Annotated in this window: 21 protein-coding genes; 13 read left to right on the forward strand and 8 right to left on the reverse strand. The window is 56.5% G+C overall.

What is annotated here, in order from left to right:
- Window positions 1-17 precede the first annotated feature (17 nt).
- From Q8N04_14155 to rlmN, 3 genes are read right to left on the reverse strand one after another with little or no spacing between them, the layout of a single operon-like run.
- Entirely contained in the window at window positions 18-1,355 is a 1,338-nt protein-coding gene (locus tag Q8N04_14155; GenBank protein ID MDP3091820.1) for a pitrilysin family protein, read from the reverse strand.
- A 41-nt stretch (window positions 1,356-1,396) separates the two neighbouring features.
- The gene (locus Q8N04_14160) at window positions 1,397-2,770 is read right to left on the reverse strand and encodes a pitrilysin family protein (GenBank protein ID MDP3091821.1); all 1,374 of its coding nucleotides are present in this window, start codon (window positions 2,768-2,770) and stop codon (window positions 1,397-1,399) included.
- A 25-nt stretch (window positions 2,771-2,795) separates the two neighbouring features.
- A complete protein-coding gene (gene rlmN / locus Q8N04_14165; GenBank protein MDP3091822.1) occupies window positions 2,796-3,884 on the reverse strand; it encodes a 23S rRNA (adenine(2503)-C(2))-methyltransferase RlmN in 1,089 nt (362 codons plus the stop codon).
- Between the two features lie 308 nt (window positions 3,885-4,192).
- Between rlmN and Q8N04_14170 the strand changes: the two genes are divergently transcribed.
- The 9 genes from Q8N04_14170 to Q8N04_14210 all read left to right on the forward strand — a co-directional run bounded on the left by Q8N04_14170 (window position 4,193) and on the right by Q8N04_14210 (window position 13,287).
- Window positions 4,193-6,286 (forward strand): transglycosylase SLT domain-containing protein, encoded by a 2,094-nt coding sequence (locus Q8N04_14170; protein MDP3091823.1) that lies wholly within the window; start codon window positions 4,193-4,195, stop codon window positions 6,284-6,286.
- Between the two features lie 63 nt (window positions 6,287-6,349).
- Window positions 6,350-6,604 carry a hypothetical protein gene (locus Q8N04_14175; GenBank protein MDP3091824.1) on the forward strand — a complete coding sequence of 85 codons (255 nt, stop codon included), beginning with the start codon at window positions 6,350-6,352 and terminating at the stop codon, window positions 6,602-6,604.
- Entirely contained in the window at window positions 6,597-6,893 is a 297-nt protein-coding gene (locus tag Q8N04_14180; GenBank protein ID MDP3091825.1) for a cell division protein ZapA, read from the forward strand. The genes Q8N04_14175 and Q8N04_14180 overlap by 8 nt, the downstream gene beginning before the upstream one ends.
- Before the next feature lie 502 nt (window positions 6,894-7,395).
- On the forward strand, window positions 7,396-9,015 hold the full coding sequence (gene rny, locus Q8N04_14185) for a ribonuclease Y (protein MDP3091826.1): 1,620 nt from the start codon (window positions 7,396-7,398) through the stop codon (window positions 9,013-9,015).
- Window positions 9,012-9,791, forward strand: a complete 780-nt coding sequence (locus Q8N04_14190) for a TIGR00282 family metallophosphoesterase (protein ID MDP3091827.1) — start codon at window positions 9,012-9,014, stop codon at window positions 9,789-9,791. Before rny ends, Q8N04_14190 begins: the two co-directional genes overlap by 4 nt.
- Before the next feature lie 85 nt (window positions 9,792-9,876).
- A complete protein-coding gene (gene xseA / locus Q8N04_14195; GenBank protein ID MDP3091828.1) occupies window positions 9,877-11,187 on the forward strand; it encodes an exodeoxyribonuclease VII large subunit in 1,311 nt (436 codons plus the stop codon).
- A gap of 54 nt (window positions 11,188-11,241) precedes the next feature.
- Window positions 11,242-11,496, forward strand: a complete 255-nt coding sequence (locus Q8N04_14200) for an exodeoxyribonuclease VII small subunit (GenBank protein MDP3091829.1) — start codon at window positions 11,242-11,244, stop codon at window positions 11,494-11,496.
- Window positions 11,497-11,549: 53 nt separating this feature from the next.
- Window positions 11,550-12,347 (forward strand): TlyA family RNA methyltransferase, encoded by a 798-nt coding sequence (locus Q8N04_14205; protein MDP3091830.1) that lies wholly within the window; start codon window positions 11,550-11,552, stop codon window positions 12,345-12,347.
- A gap of 16 nt (window positions 12,348-12,363) precedes the next feature.
- Window positions 12,364-13,287 carry an SDR family oxidoreductase gene (locus Q8N04_14210; protein ID MDP3091831.1) on the forward strand — a complete coding sequence of 308 codons (924 nt, stop codon included), beginning with the start codon at window positions 12,364-12,366 and terminating at the stop codon, window positions 13,285-13,287.
- Window positions 13,288-13,368: 81 nt separating this feature from the next.
- On the opposite strand, the gene Q8N04_14215 is transcribed toward Q8N04_14210, so the two are convergent.
- A complete protein-coding gene (locus Q8N04_14215; GenBank protein ID MDP3091832.1) occupies window positions 13,369-13,689 on the reverse strand; it encodes a rhodanese-like domain-containing protein in 321 nt (106 codons plus the stop codon).
- Window positions 13,690-14,557: 868 nt separating this feature from the next.
- On the opposite strand from Q8N04_14215, the gene Q8N04_14220 reads away from it, so the two are divergent.
- Both Q8N04_14220 and Q8N04_14225 read left to right on the forward strand, forming a co-directional pair.
- Window positions 14,558-15,589 carry a peptidoglycan DD-metalloendopeptidase family protein gene (locus Q8N04_14220; GenBank protein MDP3091833.1) on the forward strand — a complete coding sequence of 344 codons (1,032 nt, stop codon included), beginning with the start codon at window positions 14,558-14,560 and terminating at the stop codon, window positions 15,587-15,589.
- A gap of 156 nt (window positions 15,590-15,745) precedes the next feature.
- On the forward strand, window positions 15,746-17,428 hold the full coding sequence (locus Q8N04_14225) for a formate--tetrahydrofolate ligase (protein MDP3091834.1): 1,683 nt from the start codon (window positions 15,746-15,748) through the stop codon (window positions 17,426-17,428).
- 6 nt (window positions 17,429-17,434) lie between these two features.
- Here the strand turns inward: Q8N04_14225 and hflC are convergent, their stop codons facing one another.
- From hflC to Q8N04_14245, 4 genes are all read right to left on the reverse strand, one after another.
- A complete protein-coding gene (gene hflC, locus Q8N04_14230) occupies window positions 17,435-18,295 on the reverse strand; it encodes a protease modulator HflC (GenBank protein ID MDP3091835.1) in 861 nt (286 codons plus the stop codon).
- On the reverse strand, window positions 18,292-19,326 hold the full coding sequence (gene hflK / locus Q8N04_14235) for an FtsH protease activity modulator HflK (protein ID MDP3091836.1): 1,035 nt from the start codon (window positions 19,324-19,326) through the stop codon (window positions 18,292-18,294). Before hflK ends, hflC begins: the two co-directional genes overlap by 4 nt.
- Window positions 19,327-19,473: 147 nt before the next feature.
- A complete protein-coding gene (arsS, locus tag Q8N04_14240; protein MDP3091837.1) occupies window positions 19,474-20,514 on the reverse strand; it encodes an arsenosugar biosynthesis radical SAM protein ArsS in 1,041 nt (346 codons plus the stop codon).
- 5 nt (window positions 20,515-20,519) lie between these two features.
- A complete protein-coding gene (locus Q8N04_14245) occupies window positions 20,520-21,707 on the reverse strand; it encodes a methyltransferase domain-containing protein (protein ID MDP3091838.1) in 1,188 nt (395 codons plus the stop codon).
- A gap of 226 nt (window positions 21,708-21,933) precedes the next feature.
- Here Q8N04_14245 and Q8N04_14250 point away from each other — a divergent pair, with 226 nt between their 5' ends.
- Together Q8N04_14250 and Q8N04_14255 are read left to right on the forward strand one after the other, a co-directional pair.
- Window positions 21,934-22,230, forward strand: coding sequence for a type II toxin-antitoxin system RelE/ParE family toxin (locus Q8N04_14250; protein ID MDP3091839.1), 297 nt, complete (start codon window positions 21,934-21,936; stop codon window positions 22,228-22,230).
- Between the two features lie 2 nt (window positions 22,231-22,232).
- Window positions 22,233-22,577: a putative addiction module antidote protein gene (locus tag Q8N04_14255; GenBank protein MDP3091840.1), complete on the forward strand. Its 345-nt coding sequence runs from the start codon at window positions 22,233-22,235 to the stop codon at window positions 22,575-22,577.
- Window positions 22,578-22,866 lie beyond the last annotated feature (289 nt).

Genomic DNA, 22,866 nt, shown 5'->3' on the forward strand with positions numbered 1-22,866 from the left:
CAGTGCCGGGGAGTCTGTTACTGGCGGACCTTGGCTTTGGCCACGTTGCCAACCACGACGAGCGCATAGTGCTGCGGGTCGAGGTATTGTTTCGCCACGCGAAGGACGTCGTCTTTCGTGACGCGCTCGATCCATTTCTGGTACTGGCTGAAATATTCGAATCCCAGTCCGTAGTACTCAACCTGTGCCAGCACCTGGGCCAGCTTGGCGGTTGAGTCGAGGCGGAGCGGAAAGCTGCCCATGAGGAATGACTTTGCTTCCGATAGTTCCTGGTCGCTGACCGGGCTGTCGCGGATCCCTTTGATTTCCGTCAGCACGCCTGCAATAGCCTGGTTCGTGGCTTCGGTTCTCGTTTGAAGATTTACCCAGAACGAGCCGGGGAGCATGCGCGCGTCGTAGTGGCTCATGATTCCGTAGGCAAGTCCCTGCTTGTCGCGGATCGAGTCCATGAGCCGGGACGAAAACCCTCCGGCCCCCAGAATATGGTTCATGACGGTGACGGCGTAGTAGTCGGGGTTATTCCGGCTAATGCCCCCGTGGCCGAGGACAATCGTGGATTGAGTCAAGTCCTTCTCAATGAGCTGAACCGCCTTCTTCTCCACCGCTGCCGGTTTCTTTGTCGTGCGGGTCTGGGGGTTGCCCTTCTTCCATGAGCCGAAATGGTTTTGCACAAGGGCCGTAGCTTGTTCGACGGAAAGATCCCCCACAATGGTCAGAATCACCTGATTGGGGAGATATTCCTTCGCATAGAAGCTCTGGACGTCTGCCAGCGTAATCTTGCCCACGGTGTCTTCGGTGCCTTGTGCTGGCCATCGATAGGGATGATTGTGAAAGACCAGCTGGTTGAAAGCCTTCATCGCCACATGACCGGGATCGTCGTTGTCGCTGGAAATTTCTCCCAGGATCTGTGAGCGCACCCGCTCGAATTCGTGCTTGGGGAAGGCGGGATGCATCAACACATCGGCGAGGAGCGCAAAGCCTAGGTCGATATCTTTTTTCAGCACGCGCGCTGAGGCGGTCGTGAAGTCCTCTCCGGCTTTCGCTTCCAGTGATCCGCCGATGAAATCGATTTGTTCTGCCAGTTGTTTCGAGGATCGGCTGGTGGTTCCCTCATCCAAAAGACTGGCGACGAGATTCGCGACGCCGGCTTTCTCAGGAGGATCGTAGGCCGATCCGGTCTTGACCAGGGCATGAATCTCCACGATCGGGAGAAAGTGCTGCTCTAGGACCAGGACGGTCATCCCGTTCGGCGTGGTGAATTTTATCGGCGTGATATCAGCCGCATATAGGGTCGTGGCGAGGGAGAAGAGGGCGGTCGTGAGCAGCAGTGCGCCGGTACGACGCCATTGGCTCACCCGAGTGAATGGTCCTTTTGATGCAGTCGTGGCCATCATGATCAGGGCTTTCCGGCATGTGCGGCGGTCGGTTGGGGCTCTGCCGCTTTAGGCGGTTGAGGAATCAGAATGCCGACTGTCCGGTTGTCGGGATTCAGGTATTGCTTGGCCACTCGTTGAATGTCTTTGGCGGTGACCGCGCGGATGCGCTCTAAAAATTGATCGACTCGCCGCCAGCCGGCTCCGATGGATTCTGATTGACCCAGCAACATGGCGTATCGAAAGTTCGAATCCTGTTCAAATACGTGGGAGGCTTCCACCTGATTCTTCGCCCGCTGCAGTTCCAATTCGGTCGGCGGCTCGTTCTGGAGTCGGGTGATTTCGCGATACAGCGCGTCCTCGACCGACTCCACTTTGGCGCCAGGATTCACCAGGGCATAGAAGTAGAACAGGCTGGGATCGGTCTGCATCAGGCTGTATTCGGCCCCGACGGCCAGGGAATTCTTTTGATCGTAGACGAGGCTCTGATAGAGGCGCGAACTTTTTCCATGCGACAGGATCGACTCCAGAATGTCCAGGGCGTAGGAGTCGTCGCTGGAATAATTCGGCACGCGGAACCCCAGCATGACGAAGGGGACTTGCGCCTCACGTTTTAAGAGAAAACGCCGTTCGCCGCGCTGCTCCGGCTCGACCGCCAGCGTGGCCTTCGGACTCGGACCCTTGGGAATCGGTTCGAAGAGGTGCTTGATGGTCGGGAGTAAAGAGTCCGCCTTGATATCGCCCACCACGATCAGCGTGGCATTATTCGGCGAATAGTAGGTGTCGTAGTGGCGCTGCAAATCGTCCAGCGACATGGCATCTAAGTCGGCGAACCAACCGATGACCGGCCAGTGGTAGGGGTGGCTGAAATAGGCCTGCGCGAAGAGCGCCTCGACTAGAGCCCCTTGGGGATCGTCTTCCGTGCGCAGCCGGCGTTCTTCCTTCACAACTTCGCGCTCGGTTTGAAACTCGTTGTTGTCGAGGATCAGTCCCTGCATCCGATCCGCTTCCATTTCCAAAGCGAGCTCGACGCGATCGGCTGCGAGGTTCTCAAAGTAGGCGGTAAAATCCTGGCTGGTAAAGGCGTTATCGACACCGCCGTTTTTCCGGATGATCCGGGAAAAGGAGCCCTTTGGATACTTCGCCGTGCCTTTGAACATCATGTGTTCGAGCATATGGGACAGCCCGGCTCGGCCCATCACTTCATTGCGCGAACCCACTTTGTACCAGACCTGTACGGTCGCGACGGGGGCCTTCGGGACCTCCACGAGCAGGACTTTCATTCCGTTGGACAAGAGATATTCGTGTGGCTCAGCGGCGTAGATCGTGCCTGCCCACAGGCAGAGAGTGAGTACGGTGAACAGGATTGATCGGTGACGGTGGTGTTGTGACTTCATAATTGGGTGAGTCGCACGAGGCATGCTAACAACGGGATTCGATTTGTGTCAAGGCAACCGAGACCTGTCCGGCCGGAATATTGCCCAATTGGCCGCAAGCTCCCAGCACGTCGCGCCCCCGGCTTTTGCGAATGAACGCGTCGATGCCGGCGCGGGTCAGTATGGCCTGGAACGTGAAGATGCGGTCATCGGTTGGGCGGCGGAAGGCGTTTCCGGGAAACTCGTTGAACGGAATCAGGTTCACTTTACTCCGGATGCCTGCGAGCAGCTTCACGAGGCGCCGGGCATCGTCATCGCTGTCGTTTGCCCCGGCGAGCAAGACGTATTCAAACGTCAACCGCCGCATGGGAGGGAGCGGATATCGCCGGCAGGCGGCCATAAGGGTCTTGAGCGAGGCGATCTGGCTGGCTGCCGGCATCAACCGTTGCCGCTGTTCCTCTGTCGTGCCGTTCAAAGAAATCGCCAGATTCACCCCCAGCGCGGCCACATCTTTCAGCCGGGTGGCAAGTCCCGCGGTCGAAACCGTAATGCGACGCGGCGACCAGCCCAGTCCCCATGATTTGTTTGTCAGGCACCGGATTGCGGCGGACAGCGCCTCACTATTCGCCAGCGGTTCGCCCATGCCCATGAACACAAGGTTGGTGAGCCGTTCTTCGCCGGTGAGTTGATCCTGAGCCGTCAGGACCTGATCGACGATCTCATGCGTTTTGAGATTGCGTTTCAGCCCCATCGTGCCGGTCAGGCAGAAGCCGCAGTCCAGCATGCAGCCGACCTGCGTTGAGACGCAGAGCGTCAGCCGGTCTTCATCGGGGATGAGCACCGTTTCAATGCGAAGGTCATCGTCCAAGGTCAGGAGTAGTTTGCGCGTGCCGTCGGACGATTGGAGCACGGTGCAGTTCTGAGTGCGCTGAATCGTTGCGACGGTTGCCAGCTTCTCACGATCGTTCTGCGAGAGATCGGTCATCTGAGCGATGGACCGAGCCCGGCGCTGATACAGCCAGCGAAGAATCTGCCCGGTCCGATACCCGGGCCAGCCGAACTCGCGAACAAGCGTGGCCATCTGGATCTCGGTCAGACTCAGTAAGTTTGTTTGCGGGCGCGAAGGTTCAGGCATGGACATGTCTACGTTCATTGATGAGGGCAGAGTATCACAGGGTGGGGACAATCGGCAGCATTCGTTCTGCTAAAAGCCTGGAATCAAGCTCTATCCCTCCTACCCCTGCGGTCTATAATGTGTTACTACTTTTGGCTATGAAGACCGCATCTCACTCGTTGCTTATTTCCGCAGGGATCCTTGCCCTGCTAGGGACTTCTTCTGGTGGGGCGCTGGCCTCGCAAGTGAGTAATGGGGATCCCTCCGCTGCCGGTTCTTGCGAATCGGCGGAAGAGTGTTTTCTTGCTGCTGCCCAGCCTAAGGAGCGCTTGGGGAACCAACTCACTAAAGATCAAGTTTCGGCGCTCAAATTGGAGCGATTGCGCTTAATCACGGAGCGTTTTCCTGGTTCGATCTGGGCAAAGCGCGCGGGGGTATTGTCCGGGGTGTTGTTAGTCGAGCGAAATCCCGCAGCGGCCATACCGTTTTTACGGGCGGGGCAACGCGACCTTCCGGTGCTGGATGATTACCTGCGCTTATGGATGGGTGAGGCGACGTTGCATCTGGGCGATGCAAAGGAGGCGGCGGGACTGTTTGAAAGTGTGGTTCAGGCGGTGCCGGATTCCAATTTGAGCAGTCTCATGGCGCTCCGAGCGGGAGAAGCCTGGTATCAAGCGGCGAGCTGTCCAGAGGCGCTGGGCTGGCTGGCGAAAGCGGTCGCGAACAACGAGAAAGACAAAGATCCTCTCGTGCCGCGAGCGTGGCTGCGCATGGCGGCCTGTTATCTTCGTGCCGGCCAAATCGCTGAGGGACGGACGACACTCAAGCAACTCTGGGTCCGGTTTGCCTATGCGCCGGAAGCGAAAGAGGCGGAGGCGCTGCTCCTCACGAATCTTGGCGGGGAACCCTGGACGGCCTCCTCGGAAGATCATTTCAATCGGGCGCAGGCGTTTCTCGGCCAGGCATTGCATACGGAAGCGATTGAGGAGCTGAAAAAGTTTTTGACGATGGAGCCGGGCTCGGCGCATCGCGGGAGTGCGAAGCTCAAGCTCGGAGTCGCACAGGTACGGTTGAAGCAATACGATCCGGCTCGCGAGACGTTTCGGGCGCTCATGGCGGAGCACGTGGCGGAGTCCGATGAAGCTACGGTCTGGCTGGCGCGAGTCTATCTGCGACAGGCGGCGGGGGCGAAGCTGCTGGAGCTGAGCCGGTCCCTGGACAAGTTGTCACTATCGGCGGAGCAGAAGGGACAGATCAATATCTTTGCCGGGATTTGGCTGGAAGATCAGAAACAGTTCAATGAAGCGATTACCAAGTATCGGTTGGTGGCAAAGGCGGGAGAGCCGGCGACTCAGCGGGCGGAAGCGTCCTGGCGCGTCGGGTGGGCTCTGTATCGTACGGCTCGGTACAAAGAGGCTATCGAGGTCTTGCAGCATATCGTCGATCAACGCGATAGCGATTATGAACCCCAAGCCCTCTATTGGATTGCCCGCTCTCTGACGCAAACACAGAACGGCCGAGCCCGCGATGTCTACGCGCAATTGTGTCGGCAGTATCCGTTCACGTACTACTGCCAGTTGGCCAGGGAGCAGGCGCCTGATGCGGTGGTTGACATTGGAGGCCAGACTGCGCCGCCGGCGGCGGCAGAATCACCCACGATGGAGGTCGTCGCGCCTTCGTTGATGAAATTCGCCGAGGTGGAGCAGCAGCCGGCCTATCGTCGAGCATTGGAGCTGAAGATGTTGGGGCTTGAGGCCGATGCGGCGCGTGAACTGGCCGCTCTCACCGAGCAATATACTCGTGACCCAGATGTCTTGATGACGCTCTCGATGCGGTTGAACGAGGTGGGAGCGTATAACCACGCGCTGCGTTTAGCCCGTGCCCGGTTTCGCGAAAAGTTGGAGCGCACCGGTGGAACGGTGGCCCCTGGTCTTTGGAGCGTGGCGTATCCCACCGGTTTGATCCCGACGATCAAGACGCAGGGATTGAATGGCGTAAATCCCTATTTGGTCGCGGCCATCATCCGGGAAGAGAGTCAGTACGATGTGCGGGCAGTGTCTCGGGTCGGCGCAATCGGATTGATGCAGGTTATGCCGGCCACGGCGAATCAGGTCGCGCAGCGGCATCATTTTCCTGCGGTAACCCGGGAAGATCTCTTTGATCAGGAGACGAATGTGCGGATCGGGGCCCGGTATGTCGAGCAATTGTTGGCCCAGTTCTCCGGGAATGTGGTCCACACGATTGCCGCCTACAACGCGGGTCCGATTGTCGTCGGCAATTGGGCGGACCAGCATCGCGGGCGCAGCCAGGATGAATTTGTCGAACTGATTCCGTTTCAGGAAACGCGTCAGTATGTGAAGCGGGTCTTGCGGAGCTTTAAAGAATATCTTCGATTGGCTGGCAGCGCCGGTCCGGTTTCTTGACAAGATGTAGTGAAGTTTTTATAGTGCCCCACAATCTATTGGGTTTATTGGGAGATTTTGAGCATGGCGTTGGATCGTCTCGATGCATTGGAAAGCCGGATTCGTGAGCTGGTGAAACTTGTTCAAGAATTCAAGAAAAAGAATGCGTTGTTAGAAGATGAGCTGAAGGCGACGCGCCAGCGCCTCTCCTCACAAGACGACATGAATCGGCAGTGGGAACAGGAGCGGGTGGACATCAAGGCGCGTATTGAGCGAGTGATGGGTGAGATCGATTTGTTGGAATGTTTGGACGATTCCAAGGAGGTGGCTCTTGACTAAGACCATTGATGTGGAAATTTATGGCCAGCGGTATTCCATTCGTGGTGAGGCGGATGATGTGTATATTCGCCGACTTGCGAGTTTCGTGGATGAGCACATGCGGACGTTGGCTGAGGGGATGAAGACCGCGACGCCCTCCAAGCTGGCGGTTTTGACGGCTATCAATCTGGCCCATCAATTCTTCGAGTCGGAAAAGAAGCGGACCCAAGGCGAGGCCGATGTCGATCGCCGCATGGAGACGTTGATGGAATCCATCGAGGAACAGATGCCGATTTCATTCTTCAGGTGAGTTTCACCTTGCTTTCGGAAAAGGCCTTTGTTATCGTGGGTCTAGTGTCTTTACGTTATGCGTGTGTCGAGTGATGAGGAATCGGTTTCCAGGAACGTCATCCAGAACAGAATGTGTGATCGAGATAGTCGAATGATCAACGCACAAGAGAACAGCGGTGTATCTGTGTATGCAGTCCTAGTACGGTGGATGCTCACCTTGTGGGTGATCCCCGTTCGGCGGTTCGTGTGGACGATCGTAGATCAGTGTGTGGACATGGTTGTGGGTGTGTCGCGCGCTGTCGGTCGTGAGTTGCACGTTCAGCCTGTGCTTGCAGTGATCCCTCGTCGGCAGAGAATGAGAGTGTGGGTTCGAGAGTCTCGGCCGAATGGGAGTGGATACAGGTACACAGGTGGTCGATCTTCTGGCTCCCGTGTGCGATCGCGTTTGGGATGATCGTGTTCCCGGTTTAAGCCTTCCTCGTTTTCGCTCCACCCTCGCATAGCGCTGCATTGCTAACAGATTGCAGAGAATAGGCGATCTGGCCTGTTTTCTCCATGAAGGGGGTGCTCCCATTTCTACCTCACTCGTTGCCTACATACTCTGTGGACTCATCGGGGCTCTGATCGGTGCCGGACTGCTTGAAGCGGTTCGTCGTCAGCTCGCTACAGCCAAACGAACGGAAGCGGAAGATCAAGCGAAGCAAATTACCCAAAACGCCCAGCGTGAGGCCGAAACGCTGATCAAGGAAGCCAAGCTCGAGTCGAAGGATCTGATCTTCCAAGCCAAGACCGATTTGGAAAAAGAGCAGAAGGTCCGGTTTGCTGAGTTGGCCGTGACGGAAAAACGGCTTGTTCAACGTGAAGAGAATTTGGATCGGAAGCTTGCGGCGATCGAGAAGCGAGAAGCGGACACGCAGAAGCGGGATCAAGAGTTTGCGCGGCGTGAAGAAGGACTCGCCAAGAAAGAAGCGGCCTGCGCCAAGGTTGAGCGTGAGCATCGCGAGGCGCTCGAACGAGTGGCCGGGATGACGGGTGATGAGGCCAAGAAGCAATTGATGGTTGAAATGGAAAGTCAGGCCCGCCTCGAGGCGGCCGGGTTTGCCAAGCGGACATTGGAAGAGGCGCGTGAGAATTCCGAACGGGAAGCCCGCGAAATTATTACCAGCTCGATTCAGCGTGTCGTGCGCGACTACGTGGCGGAATCCACGATCTCTGTGGTCCAGATCCCCAATGACGCGATGAAAGGCCGGATCATCGGTCGGGAAGGGCGGAATATCCGGGCGATCGAGGCGGCGACGGGCATTGACCTGATCATTGATGAAACGCCGGAAGCGGTGATCATCTCAGGGTTCGATCCGTTGCGGCGTGAAATCGCCAAAGTGTCGCTTGAGCGATTGATGCATGATGGACGGATCCATCCGACGCGTATCGAGGAAATTGTCGAAAAGGTGAAGGTTGATATCGATAAGTTGATGTACGAAGAAGCCGAAAAGATCATTTTTGAACTGGGCCTCTCTGATTTCCATCCGGAACTGATCAAAGTGTTAGGGCGGTTGAAGTACCGGACGAGCTATGGGCAGAACAATCTGTATCATGCCCGTGAGGCCGCGTATATTTGCGGAATCATGGCGTCAGAGCTGGGGCTCGACGTGAAGTTGGCGCGTCGCGGGGCGTTGCTTCATGACATCGGCAAGGCGGTCAGTCACGAGGAGGAAGGGCCGCATGCGATGCTCGGCGCGGAGATCGCCAAGAAGTACGGTGAGTCTGCGAAGATCGTCAATGCGATCGCGGGCCACCATGAACAGGTGGAGCCGATCTGTCCGGAGAGCGTGTTAGTCGCGGCTGCCGAAGCGCTGTCTGCTGCGCGGCCTGGCGCACGACGCGAAGCGTTGGAGTCATACGTGAAGCGGCTGGAGAAGCTGGAGGCGCTCGCTACCGCGTATAAAGGCGTCCAAAAGGCGTACGCGATTCAGGCGGGGCGTGAAATTCGCGTGATTGTGCGGCAGGAAGATATTACTGACACGGAATCGTTCCAGTTGTCACGAGACTTGGCGAAGAAGATCGAGCAGGAGCTGACCTATCCCGGACAGATCCGGGTGACCGTGATTCGAGAGAGTCGGTATGTGGAGTATGCGAAGTGAAAATTCTCTACATCGGCGACATCATGGGAGAGCCGGGGCGCCGGGCCGTGGGGCGTATGGTGCCGCGCGTGGTCTCGCAGCGGCAGGTGGATGTCGTCATTGGGAACGGGGAAAATGTGGCCGGCGGATTCGGGATTACGCCGGAACTGGCGGAAGAACTCTTCGAGATGGGCCTGTCCGTCATCACGACCGGAAATCATGCCTGGGACAAGAAGGAAATTCTCGAGTATTTCCCGCGTGAGCCGCGCCTCTTGCGTCCGGCCAACTATCCGGCCGGAGTACCGGGCAACGGCAGTTACGTCGTTGAAACACCCGGGGGTGAAAAGTTGGCGGTGCTTCAGCTGATGGGGCGGGCCTATATGCCGACGCTCGATTGTCCATTCCAAGTGGCCAAGCGGGAAGTGGCGAAGCTGAAACGGGAAGCGGCAGCGGTGCTGGTCGACATGCATGCCGAGGCGACGTCGGAAAAGATGGCGATGGGACATTATCTCGACGGAGACGTGGTGGCGGTGGTCGGTACGCACACACACGTGCAAACTGCCGACGAACAGATTCTGCCGAAGGGCACGGCCTATCTGACGGATATCGGCATGACCGGTCCCTTGCATGGTGTGATCGGAGTAAAAAAAGAGCTCGCCATTGAGAAGTTTCTCACCGGGATGCCGAAGCGATTTGAAGTTGCTTCCGGACCCACGGTTTTTTGCGCAGTGCTGATCGAGGTGGATGCGCAACTCGGAAAGGCGATTGCGATCGAACGGATCCGAGTCATCGACTAAGGGAGATCTCACCACGGGCTTCAGAATACCTACGGCGCTCTCCTCTCCAGCCTCCTCGGTCAGGCAGGTTCATACTGTCTCGGAATTGACCAGCCTTGTTCGGTCCACGCTCGAATCCAGTTTTACCGAGGTGTGGCTGGAAGGGGAAGTGTCGAACCTCCGCACTCCTGCCTCCGGTCACCTCTATTGCACGCTCAAAGACGAGTCAAGTCAGATTCGCGCCGTCCTCTTCAGGACGACTGCGACGCGGCTACGATTCGCGCTTGAGGATGGACTCCAGGTCGTCGCCCGTGGGCGAGTGACGGTGTACGAACCGCGCGGGGAATACCAGATCATTGTGGAGTATGTCGAGCCCAAGGGACGCGGGGCTCTGCAGCTGGCCTTTGAACAACTGAGAACGCGGCTCGCGGAAGAGGGGTTGTTTGATGAGGCCCGCAAGCGGCCGCTCCCTGAATTGCCTCGGACGGTGGGCCTGGTGACGTCACTGAGCGGCGCGGTGATTCGCGATATGTTGACGGTGCTGCATCGTCGTTGTCCCACGCTGCACATCATTATTGTTCCCGTCCAGGTGCAAGGTGAGGGTTCGGCCGAACAGGTTGCGGCCGCCATCCGGCTGCTCAGCGAGTCCGGCTTGGTAGAGGTGATGATTGTCGGGCGCGGAGGTGGTTCGCTTGAGGATCTCTGGAGCTTCAATGAGGAGGTCGTGGTGCGGGCGATTGCCGCATCGCGAGTTCCGGTCGTCTCCGCTGTCGGGCATGAAACGGATGTGACGCTGGCAGACTTTGCTGCTGACCTTCGCGCGCCGACACCATCGGCTGCTGCAGAAGCGGTGGCGCCTGTGTTGGCTCAGATTGTAAGCAGGTTGGCTGAATTGTCGGCTCGGCTTCAGCAAGTGATGGGTCGGCGGATGGAGGAAGAGCGTCAGCGGTTGCGATTGGCGACCCATCAAATTGGCGCGGTGCGTGTTCGAGTGCAGGAAGAGATCCAGCGGGTTGATGCGACGGTATACGAGATGTCGACGGCAGTTCGTCTGGTGCTGCAGGCTGGGCAGGCTAGAATGGTTCGTGCTAACCAGGGACTAATGGCCGGGAGCCCCTACGCCCGTGTGCGTCATGGACTGGCCGTTATTCCGCAACTGGCGGCACGGCTCCATCAGGGTACTCGCGGAATCGTGGAGACTCATACGCAGCGGGTCCAATCGTGCGCCGCTCGCTTGCACGCACTGAGCCCCTTGGCGACATTGGGGCGAGGCTATAGCGTACTCCAGCACGCACGCACCGGTGATGTGATTCGGGGCGTGGGTGATGTGAGCGTTGGGGAAGAGCTGCAGGCGAAGCTGATCGATGGACGATTGCTGTGTGTCGTGAAAGCAGGAGTGCCGGATTCTCTGATTTAAAATCGACAGAGGAGCCGCTATACTTAATCAATACTGGATTATGAGGAGTCGACTGTGGCGGCAGTGAAGTTTGAACAAGCGATGGCTCGGTTGGAAGCGATTGTGGGGCAATTGGAGCATGGCGATCTTTCGTTGGATGAGTCGCTCAAAATTTTTGAAGAAGGAATACGCCTCTCGAAAAATTGCTTGAAAGTGCTGGAAGAAGCTGAACGGAAAGTGGAGGTGCTGGTTCAGGATACAAACGGGAAGAAACAGTTACGGGCATTTTCTCTCGGCGATGATGCTGACGAGGCTTCTCTTGAGCCGTAGGCGCTCTGCATCCGGTCGGATGGTTCACACATAGTCCGCTTACGTATTCAACCATGGTCAATCAAGTACGCCCGGTGAAAGATCGGCTCGACCGAGTGCTGGTCGCGCGAGGGCTTGCTCAAAGTCGGGATGTGGCGGTTCGGATGATACTTGCCGGAGAAGTTCGGCTTGATGGAGTTCTTTCCGATAAGCCTGCAAAGTTAGTTCTGCTTGATTCGGCGATTGACGTAGTTACTCATGGGACTCGGTTCGTGAGCCGGGGTGGGGAGAAGCTTATTGGCGCTCTTGAGGCCTGTGCCATTGACGCGCAGGGAGCCGTTTGCCTTGATGTCGGGTGTTCTACGGGAGGATTCACCGATTGTTTGCTGCAACGCGGCGCGGCGCGGGTGTATGCCGTGGACGTTGGATATGGACAGTTTGACTGGCGTCTTCGCCAAGATCCGCGGGTCATTTTGCATGAGCGGACGAACATTCGCTATGTGGATCGAACGCTCATCCCTGAGCCGATCTCTCTCGTGGTCATCGACGTATCGTTTATCTCACTGACCATGGTTCTCCCTCCCATCATCCAGTTTCTTCTGCCGGGGGCGATCGTAGTCGCTCTTGTGAAACCGCAATTCGAAGTGGGAAAGGGGCAGGTTGGTCGCGGGGGAATCGTTCGTGATGAGGCGCAGCGGCAGGCCGTGCTGCAACGGATTCTGGCTTGTGCTGAAGGGCTTGGACTAACTCAGAAGGCGACTCTTGATTCTCCGATCCGCGGGAAGAAGGGGAACCTCGAGTTTCTTAGTATTTTCGAGTTTAATAAAAACGTTTATGCTAAGAAAGAGTCAGATTTGAGCGGTGGCGTGTGAAGCGTTGGAGGACTGCATGAAGGTCTTAGTGACAGGTGGTGCCGGGTTCATTGGTTCGCACGTGGTCGATCGCCTGGTAGAGGAAGGGCACGACGTTGTCGTCGTGGATAATCTTTCCACGGGAAAGCGGAAGAATGTGAATCGTGCGGCGAATCTGTATAAATTAGATATTCAGAGCTCACGGTTGGAGCGGGTCTTTCGAAATGAGCGGCCCAATGTTGTCATCCACTTGGCCGCGCAGGTGAGCGTGAGAAACTCTGTTGCGGACCCTGTATTTGACGCGCAGGTAAATATTCTCGGTACGATGAATGTGGTGCATCAGGCGGTTCAGCATGGGGCGAGGAAGGTGGTGTTTTCCTCTTCGGGCGGGGCCATTTACGGCGAGCAAGATATGTTTCCTGCTCCGGAGAGCCATCCAACGAACCCGCTCTCGCCATACGGAATCAGTAAGTTGTGCGGGGAGCATTACTTGTCGTACTTCCAGCGTACCAGCGGTATTCAAACGGTCAGTCTGCGGTACGCCAACGTGTATGGGCCAAGGCAGGATCCGGAGGGCGAGGCGGGCGTTGTGGCCATCTTTATCCAAAAGATGTTGAACAATGAGCAGCCCATCATCAACGGGAACGGGCGCCAGACGAGAGATTTCGTGTTTGTGGACGATGTAGCCGAGGCGAATCTTGCCGCAATGGGGCAGGAGACTCAGGGGGTTTACAACGTCGGTACAGGCGTCGAGACGTCCATCAATGAGTTGTTCAGGTTGCTGGCAACTTTGACGGGCGCTACATCAAAAGAAGTGCATGGACCCGCTAAAAAGGGGGAGCAACTAAGGAGCCTTGTCGATCCTGCTAAAATTCGACAAGCGCTTGGTTGGGAGATGAAGGTGGATCTCCCTGACGGGTTGAAGCGAACCGTAGCATTTTTTAGGGAAAAGATGAGCTAGCGGGAAGCTTCAGATGATCCGCTTCCCGCATCGCAATGCCCTGATGCACAGTGGGAGATTTGGCAAGCCTGGCCGGGGTTTTTAGTAGCGCGGAACTGCGTTATCTACCTGAATCGACCAGGCATCTATTCCGCCTACTAGGTTTTTTACGTTAGCAAACCCCTGCTGAACCAAGAAGCCTGTTGCGTCAGCACTTCGCATGCCGTGATGGCAATAGGCGATGATCTCCGTGTTTTTATCCAGCTTAGTCAGAGCCTGGGGCAGTGTGCCCAAGGGGATGAGTATTGACCCTTCCAGTTTTGCCAAGGCATGCTCCCATGGTTCCCTTACGTCCAGGAGAACGAGTTTATCGCCCTGATCGAGTCTGGTCTTCAGTTCTTTCACTCCAATGGAATAACTCATCAAAATCCTCCTCTTGAACTAGGGGTTGCATCATAAGGGACTCTCGAAATGCCTGTCAAATTCATGAGCTATTGAGTCCAATCAATCATTATGGGCTCTGTTTTGTCGAATTGGCCAAGTTATCGGTCTGGGGGAAAGCGACAATTTTTTGACATCCTTGTCAAGAATGTGGACAGCCTGCTTCAGTTATTACACTTTATCGATAGGTGGTGCGGAGATGAGCAGGCAGATAGACTGTAACATATGGATTTTACTGAATGCATGAATAGTCTGTCGATAGTTGTAGGGGTATAGAAGTTGCGTTCTTTATTAAGAAATGATGTTAGATCAGTTGAACATACCGGTTCAAGTTTGAATATTTGATGGTTTGGTTATGACTCAGTAGCCCTTCTTGAGATTAAGTATGCCGATTGCCAAGAGTGAGATAATTGTAGTTTTTGTGACAGTTCCTAGCTTGAAGGAAGGAAGTCGGATATCAAGAGCAGTTTTGACTTCTCGCTTGGCCGCTTGTGTGAATGTCATTCCTGGGATTCTCTCAATGTACCAGTGGAAGGACAAGCTAGTTCAGGAGAAAGAGGCCATTCTAGTCATGAAGACTACAAGGCTCCGATACCGAAAGCTCGAGCAGAAGATAAAGCAGCTGCATCCTTATGAATTGCCTGAAGTAATTGCCATTCCGTTAGTTTGTGGGTCATCACAATATATAGAGTGGGTGACGAGAGAAGTGGCCAATAGGTAGTGGCGTGAGAGACGTTGGCGAGCTCGGATTTCATTACTATCAAAAGGGTTGACCCTTCAGGAAGAGACGGGTAGACTGCGACAGTATCTAGCTGAGTCAGGGTCTCCCAAGATTGAGGGAGTGAACATCATGGGGCAAACGCAAAACCAGGAAAGCAGTGACGCCTACACAGTCGTAATTTTTCGTGGCTCTACGGCAAAACCCATTCGTTTTAGTTTCCCGAGAAAATTCGTTCGTAAGTTATTGATAGTTGGATGTATTATTATCATTGCCGATCTTCTTGTTGTCTCCCACTATGTCATCAGGACTGGGGAAGTCTGGGAGCTTTCCGCGTTCCGCTCGGAGGCTATGAGCGCCCGGGAACAGACCGCGGCATTCTCTTCAGCGGTTGATGACTTGAAAAAGAGAATTGGGGCAATGAAAGAGGTAAATCAACGCCTCAGGGTCATGTTGGGTATTGAAGTTCCAAAGTCCGGTGACATGGCCAACGGTCGAGGTGGAGAAGAGACTCCTTTGCCTGAAGGAAGTCTGGTTCCTGGTTCGGCGAATGGAAAGGGATCAGATGAGGCCGCATCGTTATCCAACAATAATGGGGCGATGTCTGCCGTTGGAATTGGCCAAACGGCACCACTCATAGGTGAAAAAGATACTGAAGCTGCGGTTGCCTCTGTTAAAGATGGACTTGAGTGGTTGTCTCGGGAAGCGACTAGCCAGGAGCAGATTCTCAACGAATTGTCTCAGGCTGCTGAACAGCGGTCATCACGATGGGCTGCTACCCCCTCAATTTGGCCGGTCAAGGGCTGGGTGACTTCTGGCTTTGGGCCTCGTATTTCTCCCTTCACGGAGAAGCCAGCGTGGCATGATGGGCTTGATATTGGAGCTGCGGCCAACGCCCCGGTGCAGGCTCCAGCGCAAGGCAGAGTCACATCAGTCGGGTTTGATCCGAAGCTCGGCAATTTAGTGCGACTCGACCATGGATTTGGGATTGAAACGGTTTATGGTCACTTGGCAAAATCCCTCGTCAAGGAGGGGCAGCGGGTGAAGCGTGGTGATGTGGTGGGGTTAGTGGGAAGCACTGGTTTGGCAACTGGCCCGCATCTTCACTACATGGTTAAGGTCAACGGGCAGGCGCTTGACCCCAACAAGTATATTCTTGAGTAGGCCTTTCAGGGCTCTCCATATTGTCTTCTATGACGGGCTCGTGGGATACCGCGAGCCCGCTTTTTTTCTGCTCTTCCCCCTCTAGCCTCCTCGTAGAGGTGTGGTGTACGTTACGCAGTACATCCTTCGTTCACATCGTAGTCTGACAGGGGTATTGTGACTGACCTCCAAATTGCCCGATCCGTTCGACCTCGCCCCATTCTCCATATTGCTGAACAACTGGGTCTCCAAGCCGACGAAATCGCAATATTCGGCTCAAACAAGGCAAAAATCTCATTGCGGGCTTTGGGTCGCCTCAAGGCTCGCCCGTTAGGGCGGTATATTTTGGTGACAGCGATTAACCCAACTCCTCTCGGCGAAGGAAAGACGACGACATCGATTGGGCTGGCTATGGGGCTCTCACGGTTAGGTAAGCGTGCGGCGGTGACCCTTCGGCAGCCCTCCCTTGGTCCGGTATTTGGAATTAAGGGTGGGGGTACCGGGGGCGGCCATGCTCAGGTGCTGCCCATGGAGGAGATCAATCTACATTTTACCGGCGATGCTCACGCGGTTGCTGCGAGCCACAATCTCCTTTCCGCCTTCCTGGACAATCATCTCTTCCACGGCAATGAATGTGGCTTTGATATAGAGCGAATCACCTGGCCCAGAACGTTGGGAGTCAGCGACCGGGCGCTCCGCCAAGTGATGATAGGGGAAGAGACCCAGCGGCATAGGGGCCAGTTTGTGATTACCGAGGCCTCTGAAATAATGGCCGTGTTGGCCTTGGCATCGAGTCAAGCAGACCTCCGCCAACGGCTTGGCCGGATCATGGTGGGATTGAAGCAATCCGGTGCCGTCGGAACTGCAGAGGAACTGGGTTGTGCTGGGGCGATGGCGGTTTTATTGAAGGATGCCTTGCTGCCTAACCTGGTGCAGACCTTGGAAGGAACGCCGGCGTTTGTGCACACCGGTCCGTTCGGCAATATCGCCCACGGCAATTGCTCCATTCTGTCCGATGCCGTGGCGCTCAAGTGTGCAGATTACGTCGTCACAGAGGCCGGATTCGGGAGTGACCTGGGCGCCGAAAAATTTTTCAACATCAAGTGTCGCGTGTCAGGATCCAAGCCTGCGGCTGCTGTCGTGGTGGCGACCTTACGAGCCCTGAAGCTGCATGGCGGCGGAGGAGTCGCCAAAGCAGGTGCGCCGTTACCCTCTGGATTGACCGGGCCCAACATGCCAGCCCTGGAGAAGGGCTTTGCGAATCTGGAACAACATATCGCCAACGCGCGCGCTCATGGCATCCCGGTCGTTGTTGCGGTGAACGCGTTTAAAGACGATGTTCCTGCCGAATTGGAGTGGGTGCGGAACCGGTCTCGGGAAGTTGGCGCGATCGATGCCGCAGTCTCGACTCATTGGGCTGATGGAGGGCGAGGCGCTGAACGACTGGCCGATGCGGTGGTTCGTGCAGTGGAACAGCCCGCGAACTTTACGCATCTCTACGATGTGAAGTGGCCAATTAGAAGGAAGATCGAAACGATCGCCACGAAGATGTATGGGGCAGCGGGAGTCAGTTTTGAGCCCGAGGCGGAGCGTCAGATTGACGCGGCCGAGTCTCTAGGATTTGGGGAGCTCCCCGTTTGTATGGCGAAGACGCCGTTGTCCTTGTCGCATGATCCGGCGCTGAAGGGAAGACCTGCGGGCTTTACGGTTCCGATCAAAGAATTGCGCATTCTCGCGGGAGCCGGATTCGTGACCGCGGTCTGCTCGGGGATTCAGTTGATGCCGGGATTACCGAAGAAACCGGCCGGCGAACGGATTGACCTGGATCCGGTGAGCGGAGAAATTGTCGGGCTTTCGTAGCGGGCGTTAGCGCTGTCTCAGGTAGCGGAAGAACTCTGAATCCGGGCTCATCACCAGGGTCGACTTATCTTTGAACGTCTTCTTGTAGGCTTCCATTGAGCGGGTGAATTCAAAGAACTTCGGATCTTGCCGATAGGCATCCGCGTAAACCTTGAAAGCCTTGGCATCGCCTGCGCCGCGTAGTTCCTCAGACTCTTTGTACGCCTGCGCGAGAATGATCTCGCGGTCTTTTTCCGCTTCGGACCGAATCTTTTGCGCTTCCTCAGCGCCTTCTGCGCGGTATTGCTTCGCCTGACGTTCACGTTCAGCCTGCATTCTGGCGAACACGGCTTTCTCGTTTTGCTCGGGGAGGTCTGCGCGCTTGATTCTCACATCTTGAATCTCGATCCCATAGGCGGAGGCTTTCTCATGTGATCGCTGGGTCACGATTTTCATGAGATCGGCTCGGTGATCCGCGACGATTTCCAGGAGTTCATGGCGCCCAAGTTCGACCCGGAGTTCAGAATAGATAATGTCGTTGAGCCGTTGCAGCGCGCCACGCTGGGTTTGGAAGCTCTGGTAGACCTTGAGGGGGTCGACAATCCGCCATTTGGCGTAGTTATCAAGAAGAAGGGTTTTCTTATCCTGCGTGATCACATCTTGCGCCTCTGAGTCATAGTCCAGCAAGCGCTTATCGAAGTAGGTGACCTCTTGAATAAACGGCACTTTGACATAGAGCCCCGGCTCGGTGAGATTGCGTTTCGGTTTCCCGAGTTCGACCACAATCGCGTTCTGGGTGATATCGACGATGAAGAGCGGTGAGGCCCCGAGTAAAAACAGGCCTCCGACAACGACGAGCACTGCGATAGTCAGGCCTTGCTTCGTCATGGCTTCTGCTCCTCCGCGGAAGCGTTGGTGCGCGACTTGAGTCGATCGAGCGGGAGATAGGGGAGGACGCGCTCTCCGCCTTTTCCGTCGATGATCACCTTGTCGATATTGGGCAAAATCTCTTCCATCGTTTCAATATAGAGTCGCTTGCTGATGATGTCTTTGGCTTGGTTGTATTCTTTGAGCGTGGCGACGAACCGGTTGGCTTCTCCCTGTGCGCGATTCAGTCGCGCCTGGGCGTAGCCCTTGGCCTGGTTCACGACCTGCGCCGCTTCGCCTTTGGCTTTGGGCAGAATGTCGTTGCGATAGCTTTGAGACTGGTTGATCAGTTTCTCCCGATCTTCCTTCGCATTCGTCACATCCTTGAACGCAGCCGCCACGGCTTCGGGAGGACTGACATCCTGGAGTTGGATGGCTGCGATCTGGACGCCGCACTGATACTGGTCGAGAAGGGACTGGAGAAGGACCATGGTATCTTGCTGGATTTGGGCTTTGCCGGTCGTCAAGGCTTCGTCGATCTTACCCTTACCGACCACTTCCCGCATGGCGGCCTCGGCGGCTTTGCCGATCGTCTCGTGGATTTCTGCGACGCTGAACAGATAGTTCGCAGACTCCTTAATCTTATATTGCACGATGAACTCAATGGCCAGGATGTTCATGTCGCCGGTGAGCATCAAGGCTTCTTGTGCCAGCATTTGCTGGCGCCCCTGCCGGTCTGTACGGAATCCCACTTCAATACGGTGAAGTTTTTCAACTTTTGGCTGCAGGACCGATTCGATCAGGGGAATCTTGCCGTGCGGACCGGGGCCAACCGTCCGAACGGGGATGCCGAATCGTTTGACGACCCCTTCTTCATCCGGGGCGACAATGAACGCACTCTGCCAGGCGACAAAGACCAGCAATCCCACAAGCAGCAGACCTTTCATTCCGCCGGACGGGATGAGCCCTTGCAGCTGCGACTGCGCCTGTTTCAGCGCATCGTCGAGCTTATCGTTCTTTTTATTCCAGGGATCGTTGGGGTTCCAGACCATAGATGTTTTGGGGGATAGTGGGTTGTCGTGACGAGACGTCACTCTAGCAGAGTGGATCCTGCGACGCAACCGCCAGGCTGAGGCCTCGTCAGGATGTCGCGTGTGATTTCATATGAGAAAATGGGAGTGCGGAGAGTTCTTGTGAGATTACGATGCTACGGATCCGCCGCACGAGGAGCCGGATCCGGCCGTGCAGCCATAGCAATGGTTGCGGGTGACGATCCGTCGCTGATTGAGGAGGGCCGGATCAAAGTCACGAATGTGGCCCGGCGCCCCGTGATCCACCGGCAGCTCCAGCATCTGGTTGAAATCGCAGTCGTAGAGTTTGCCGTCCCAGCTTACCGAGAGCGTATAGCGGCACATGACTCCTGTCGCGGCAGCCGGATTAAAGGCATTGGCCAGTCGCGCCATGTAGCCGTCATAGTTGCCGCTCTCGACCAGAAATTCCAAAAACCGGCTCACCGGCATGTTGGTGATGGTGTAGAGGTGATTGAATTCTACGCCATGCCTGGCGCGAAGTTCCTTCCTGAATTGGGCTTCGATCGCATCCTGCTTCGGCGGCAGGAAAGCGCCCACCGGATTATGCACCAGATTGAGCAGTAGCCCGCTTCCCTCTCGTCCATATCCGAGCTTGTTCAAGAGTCGAAGCGCATCGATGGATTTGTCGAAGATGCCTTCGCCGCGCTGCGCATCGGTCTGACTCGCCCGATAGTAGGGCAAGGAGGCCATCACTTCCACGCGGTGAGCGGCGAGAAATTCCGCGAGGTCGGACTGCGAGGGGATTTGCAGCACCGACAAATTGCAGCGATCCATCACATGACGTCCCAGCGCGCGGGCGTGCTCGACCAACCACCGAAAATTCGGATTCAGTTCCGGCGCCCCGCCGGTGATGTCGACGGTGGGAATATCGGTCTGTGCCAAGGCGGCGATGCAGAGCTCCGCCGTTTCCCGCGACATGCTCTCCGTGCGGTCGGGCCCGGCATCCACGTGACAATGTCGGCAGGTCTGATTGCAGAGTTTGCCAACGTTGATTTGGAAGACCGTGATCCCGGAGGCCTGAAATGAAGGCAACCCGGCTTCGGTGAGACGGGTTGCAAACGGAGTGACGCCGGCCGTCTCGTCGAGAATGCGAAGCTGCTCAGTCGACGAAGCGAGGGGGTTGTGACGGCCTATGAGGGTAAGCGCCATCGTCTTTAGCAGCACCCGCCAGCCGGGGCGCAATTCACCGCATCGCCGCCCACGGGCTGGCTGGCGCGATTGAGAATGGCAAAGTGCGGCGCGTAGCCTTCAGCTTCAAGGACCTTGAGCGTTTTTGAGCAGATTTCAACCGGCTCGCCGCGGCGGAAGACATGGTGGTCATCATCGTGTGCTTCGAGAAACGGGCCAGCCATGAGGGCGTAGTCGCCTTTCCAGGTGCAAGGGACCTGTTCGGGAAACACAGCCGTCCATCGCGGATCCTCCCGGTTGAGCCACAGGGGAGCCTCGGAGAATACGAACAGCGCGGCGAAGGGGGGCCGGCTCAGCAGGGCGGCCAGCTCCGGAGTGAGCGGCTGGGGGATCCCGCGCATGTAAGGCGTGCCTCGTTCATCCACCACGCGGCTGAAGGGGCCGCGAAGCGTGGCGTAGCGCGCCGGGCGCACGGCCGTTTCAGCGGGAAGCTTGTAGCCGGTCAAGGTGACGGAGAAGAAATGAATGCCGTCGATTCGCTGCCAGGGGGACGACTTGATCAGATGCAGTCCGACAAAACCGGCCTCCGTCATCCCGGCCATATAGTCAGTCAGCGTCAGCGCGCCGGATAAACAGTCGCCCCACTTCTCCGCATCATGCACCAGGTATTGCGGCACGGGCTGGTCCGCGACGATGTCGGAAATCGTGAACCGCCCGCCCGGCTTGGCCACGCGGAACATCTCGCGAAAGACTTTCCGCTTGTCGGGAGCCAGGTTGATCACGCAGTTCGAAATAATCAGGTCGATGGTGTCGTCGGTGACCGGCATCGCGTCGGCCATCCCCTTGCGGAACTCGACATTGGACGCGGGATAGCCGAGATTGGTGGCGACCACGACCGCATTTTTGCGGGCGATCTCCAGCATCGTATCGGTCATGTCGATGCCGATCACTCGCCCGGTCGGGCCAACAAGCCGCGAGGCTTCGAAACAGTCGATCCCGCCGCCTGATCCGATGTCCAAGACCGTCTCTCCGGCGCTCACTGTGTTCAGTCCGGCCGGGGTACCGCACCCATACGAAATCTTGAGGACCTCTTCTGGGATGAACGATTTGAGGTTCGCCATGTCATAACTGGTCGGGCAGCACATCTGCTCGCCCGTGCTGGCGGCTTTGGCGTAACGGTCACTGACTTTTTTCTCGATTTCATCTATCGGCATGGCGGCCTCGTCATGGTGTGGCAAGAAGGTATGTGATGGCTGTATGTACCAATCCTTTGCTTGTCGGGTCAATCGGTATATTGCCGGGGGGATCGGGGAGGGATGATTGACGCCTGATTGTCACCTAGTCAATGTCGATAGTCGGCCGAACGACTGACCGCAGGGCCGTACCGCACCTCGGAGGAGTCCTGATTGACAAGCTGTAGCCGTATGGCTACATTTGGTTATGTTCGAGATCCGCACAACACGGGTGTTCGCCAGGTGGTTGGACGGTTTGCGTGATGTGCGCACGCGAGCACGCGTCCTTGTCAGGGTCGAGCGGCTGGCAGACGGTAATCCCGGAGACGTCAAGCCGGTCGGGGAGGGCGTATCGGAAATGCGGATCGACTACGGACCTGGGTATCGGGTGTATTTCATACAGCGAGGGGAAGAGGTCATCGTTCTGTTGGCCGGTGGAGATAAACGGACCCAGGAGGCCGACATTCAACGAGCGCTCCGGCTCGCGAGGAATTTGGAGGGGTGACGATGAGGAAGACAACGACAATCCGGTATGACACGGCGGACCATCTGAGATCGCCTGAGGATGTGGCGGCGTATCTGGAGGCGACGTTCGAGGAAGCCAATGGCGATGCCGCGTTCATCGCCAAGGCCTTGGGCAATGTCGCGCGATCCAAGGGGATGGCGAAAGTAGCGCGGGAAGCAGGACTGTCGCGTGAGAGCCTGTACAAGGCGCTCTCCGGCGACCGAAGCCCGGGGTTCGATACGGTTCTGAGAGTCATGGGTGCGTTGGGGCTGAACCTGCAAGTCCAGGTTTCGCGACCTCGTAAATTACGTTCGACTACACGTTCGTCCAAGCGAAGAGCGGTGTAAGGGGTGAGTGGGATTGTCAGCTGACAGCGGCACTGAGAATAGCTCCCGACACCAGTATTTGCCTCAGCGATACATAGCCCCGCAGTCGCAATTCATTGAAACAGCAACGGTCATGGCGTATGGTTTACGAACAGAATTGGTGGATCCGGCTCTTATGCGGGTCGGACTAAACACTGTTAGCCCGCAATAACCTCAAGGAGATGCTTCTTGCGTTGGCTTGCACACACTGAAAAAGATACTGCCACGGTCACCCGTAGGAAGCGCCTCTGGGACGCCACGGGCCAATTCC

The sequence above is a fragment of the Nitrospira sp. genome (assembly GCA_030692565.1).
Taxonomy (GTDB): Bacteria; Nitrospirota; Nitrospiria; order Nitrospirales; family Nitrospiraceae; genus Nitrospira_D.

Excerpts from the sequence above, each read along its gene's own strand:
- Q8N04_14250 (MDP3091839.1), top strand. The coding sequence starts at position 21,934 with ATGTTCGAGATCCGCACAACACGGGTGTTCGCCAGGTGGTTGGACGGT.
- rlmN (MDP3091822.1), bottom strand. The coding sequence starts at position 3,884 with ATGCCTGAACCTTCGCGCCCGCAAACAAACTTACTGAGTCTGACCGAG.
- Q8N04_14175 (MDP3091824.1), top strand. The coding sequence starts at position 6,350 with ATGGCGTTGGATCGTCTCGATGCATTGGAAAGCCGGATTCGTGAGCTG.
- Q8N04_14205 (MDP3091830.1), top strand. The coding sequence starts at position 11,550 with ATGGTCAATCAAGTACGCCCGGTGAAAGATCGGCTCGACCGAGTGCTG.
- arsS (MDP3091837.1), bottom strand. The coding sequence starts at position 20,514 with ATGGCGCTTACCCTCATAGGCCGTCACAACCCCCTCGCTTCGTCGACT.
- Q8N04_14220 (MDP3091833.1), top strand. The coding sequence starts at position 14,558 with ATGGGGCAAACGCAAAACCAGGAAAGCAGTGACGCCTACACAGTCGTA.
- Q8N04_14160 (MDP3091821.1), bottom strand. The coding sequence starts at position 2,770 with ATGAAGTCACAACACCACCGTCACCGATCAATCCTGTTCACCGTACTC.
- hflC (MDP3091835.1), bottom strand. The coding sequence starts at position 18,295 with ATGACGAAGCAAGGCCTGACTATCGCAGTGCTCGTCGTTGTCGGAGGC.
- Q8N04_14210 (MDP3091831.1), top strand. The coding sequence starts at position 12,364 with ATGAAGGTCTTAGTGACAGGTGGTGCCGGGTTCATTGGTTCGCACGTG.
- Q8N04_14255 (MDP3091840.1), top strand. The coding sequence starts at position 22,233 with ATGAGGAAGACAACGACAATCCGGTATGACACGGCGGACCATCTGAGA.
- Q8N04_14215 (MDP3091832.1), bottom strand. The coding sequence starts at position 13,689 with ATGAGTTATTCCATTGGAGTGAAAGAACTGAAGACCAGACTCGATCAG.
- hflK (MDP3091836.1), bottom strand. The coding sequence starts at position 19,326 with ATGGTCTGGAACCCCAACGATCCCTGGAATAAAAAGAACGATAAGCTC.
- Q8N04_14245 (MDP3091838.1), bottom strand. The coding sequence starts at position 21,707 with ATGCCGATAGATGAAATCGAGAAAAAAGTCAGTGACCGTTACGCCAAA.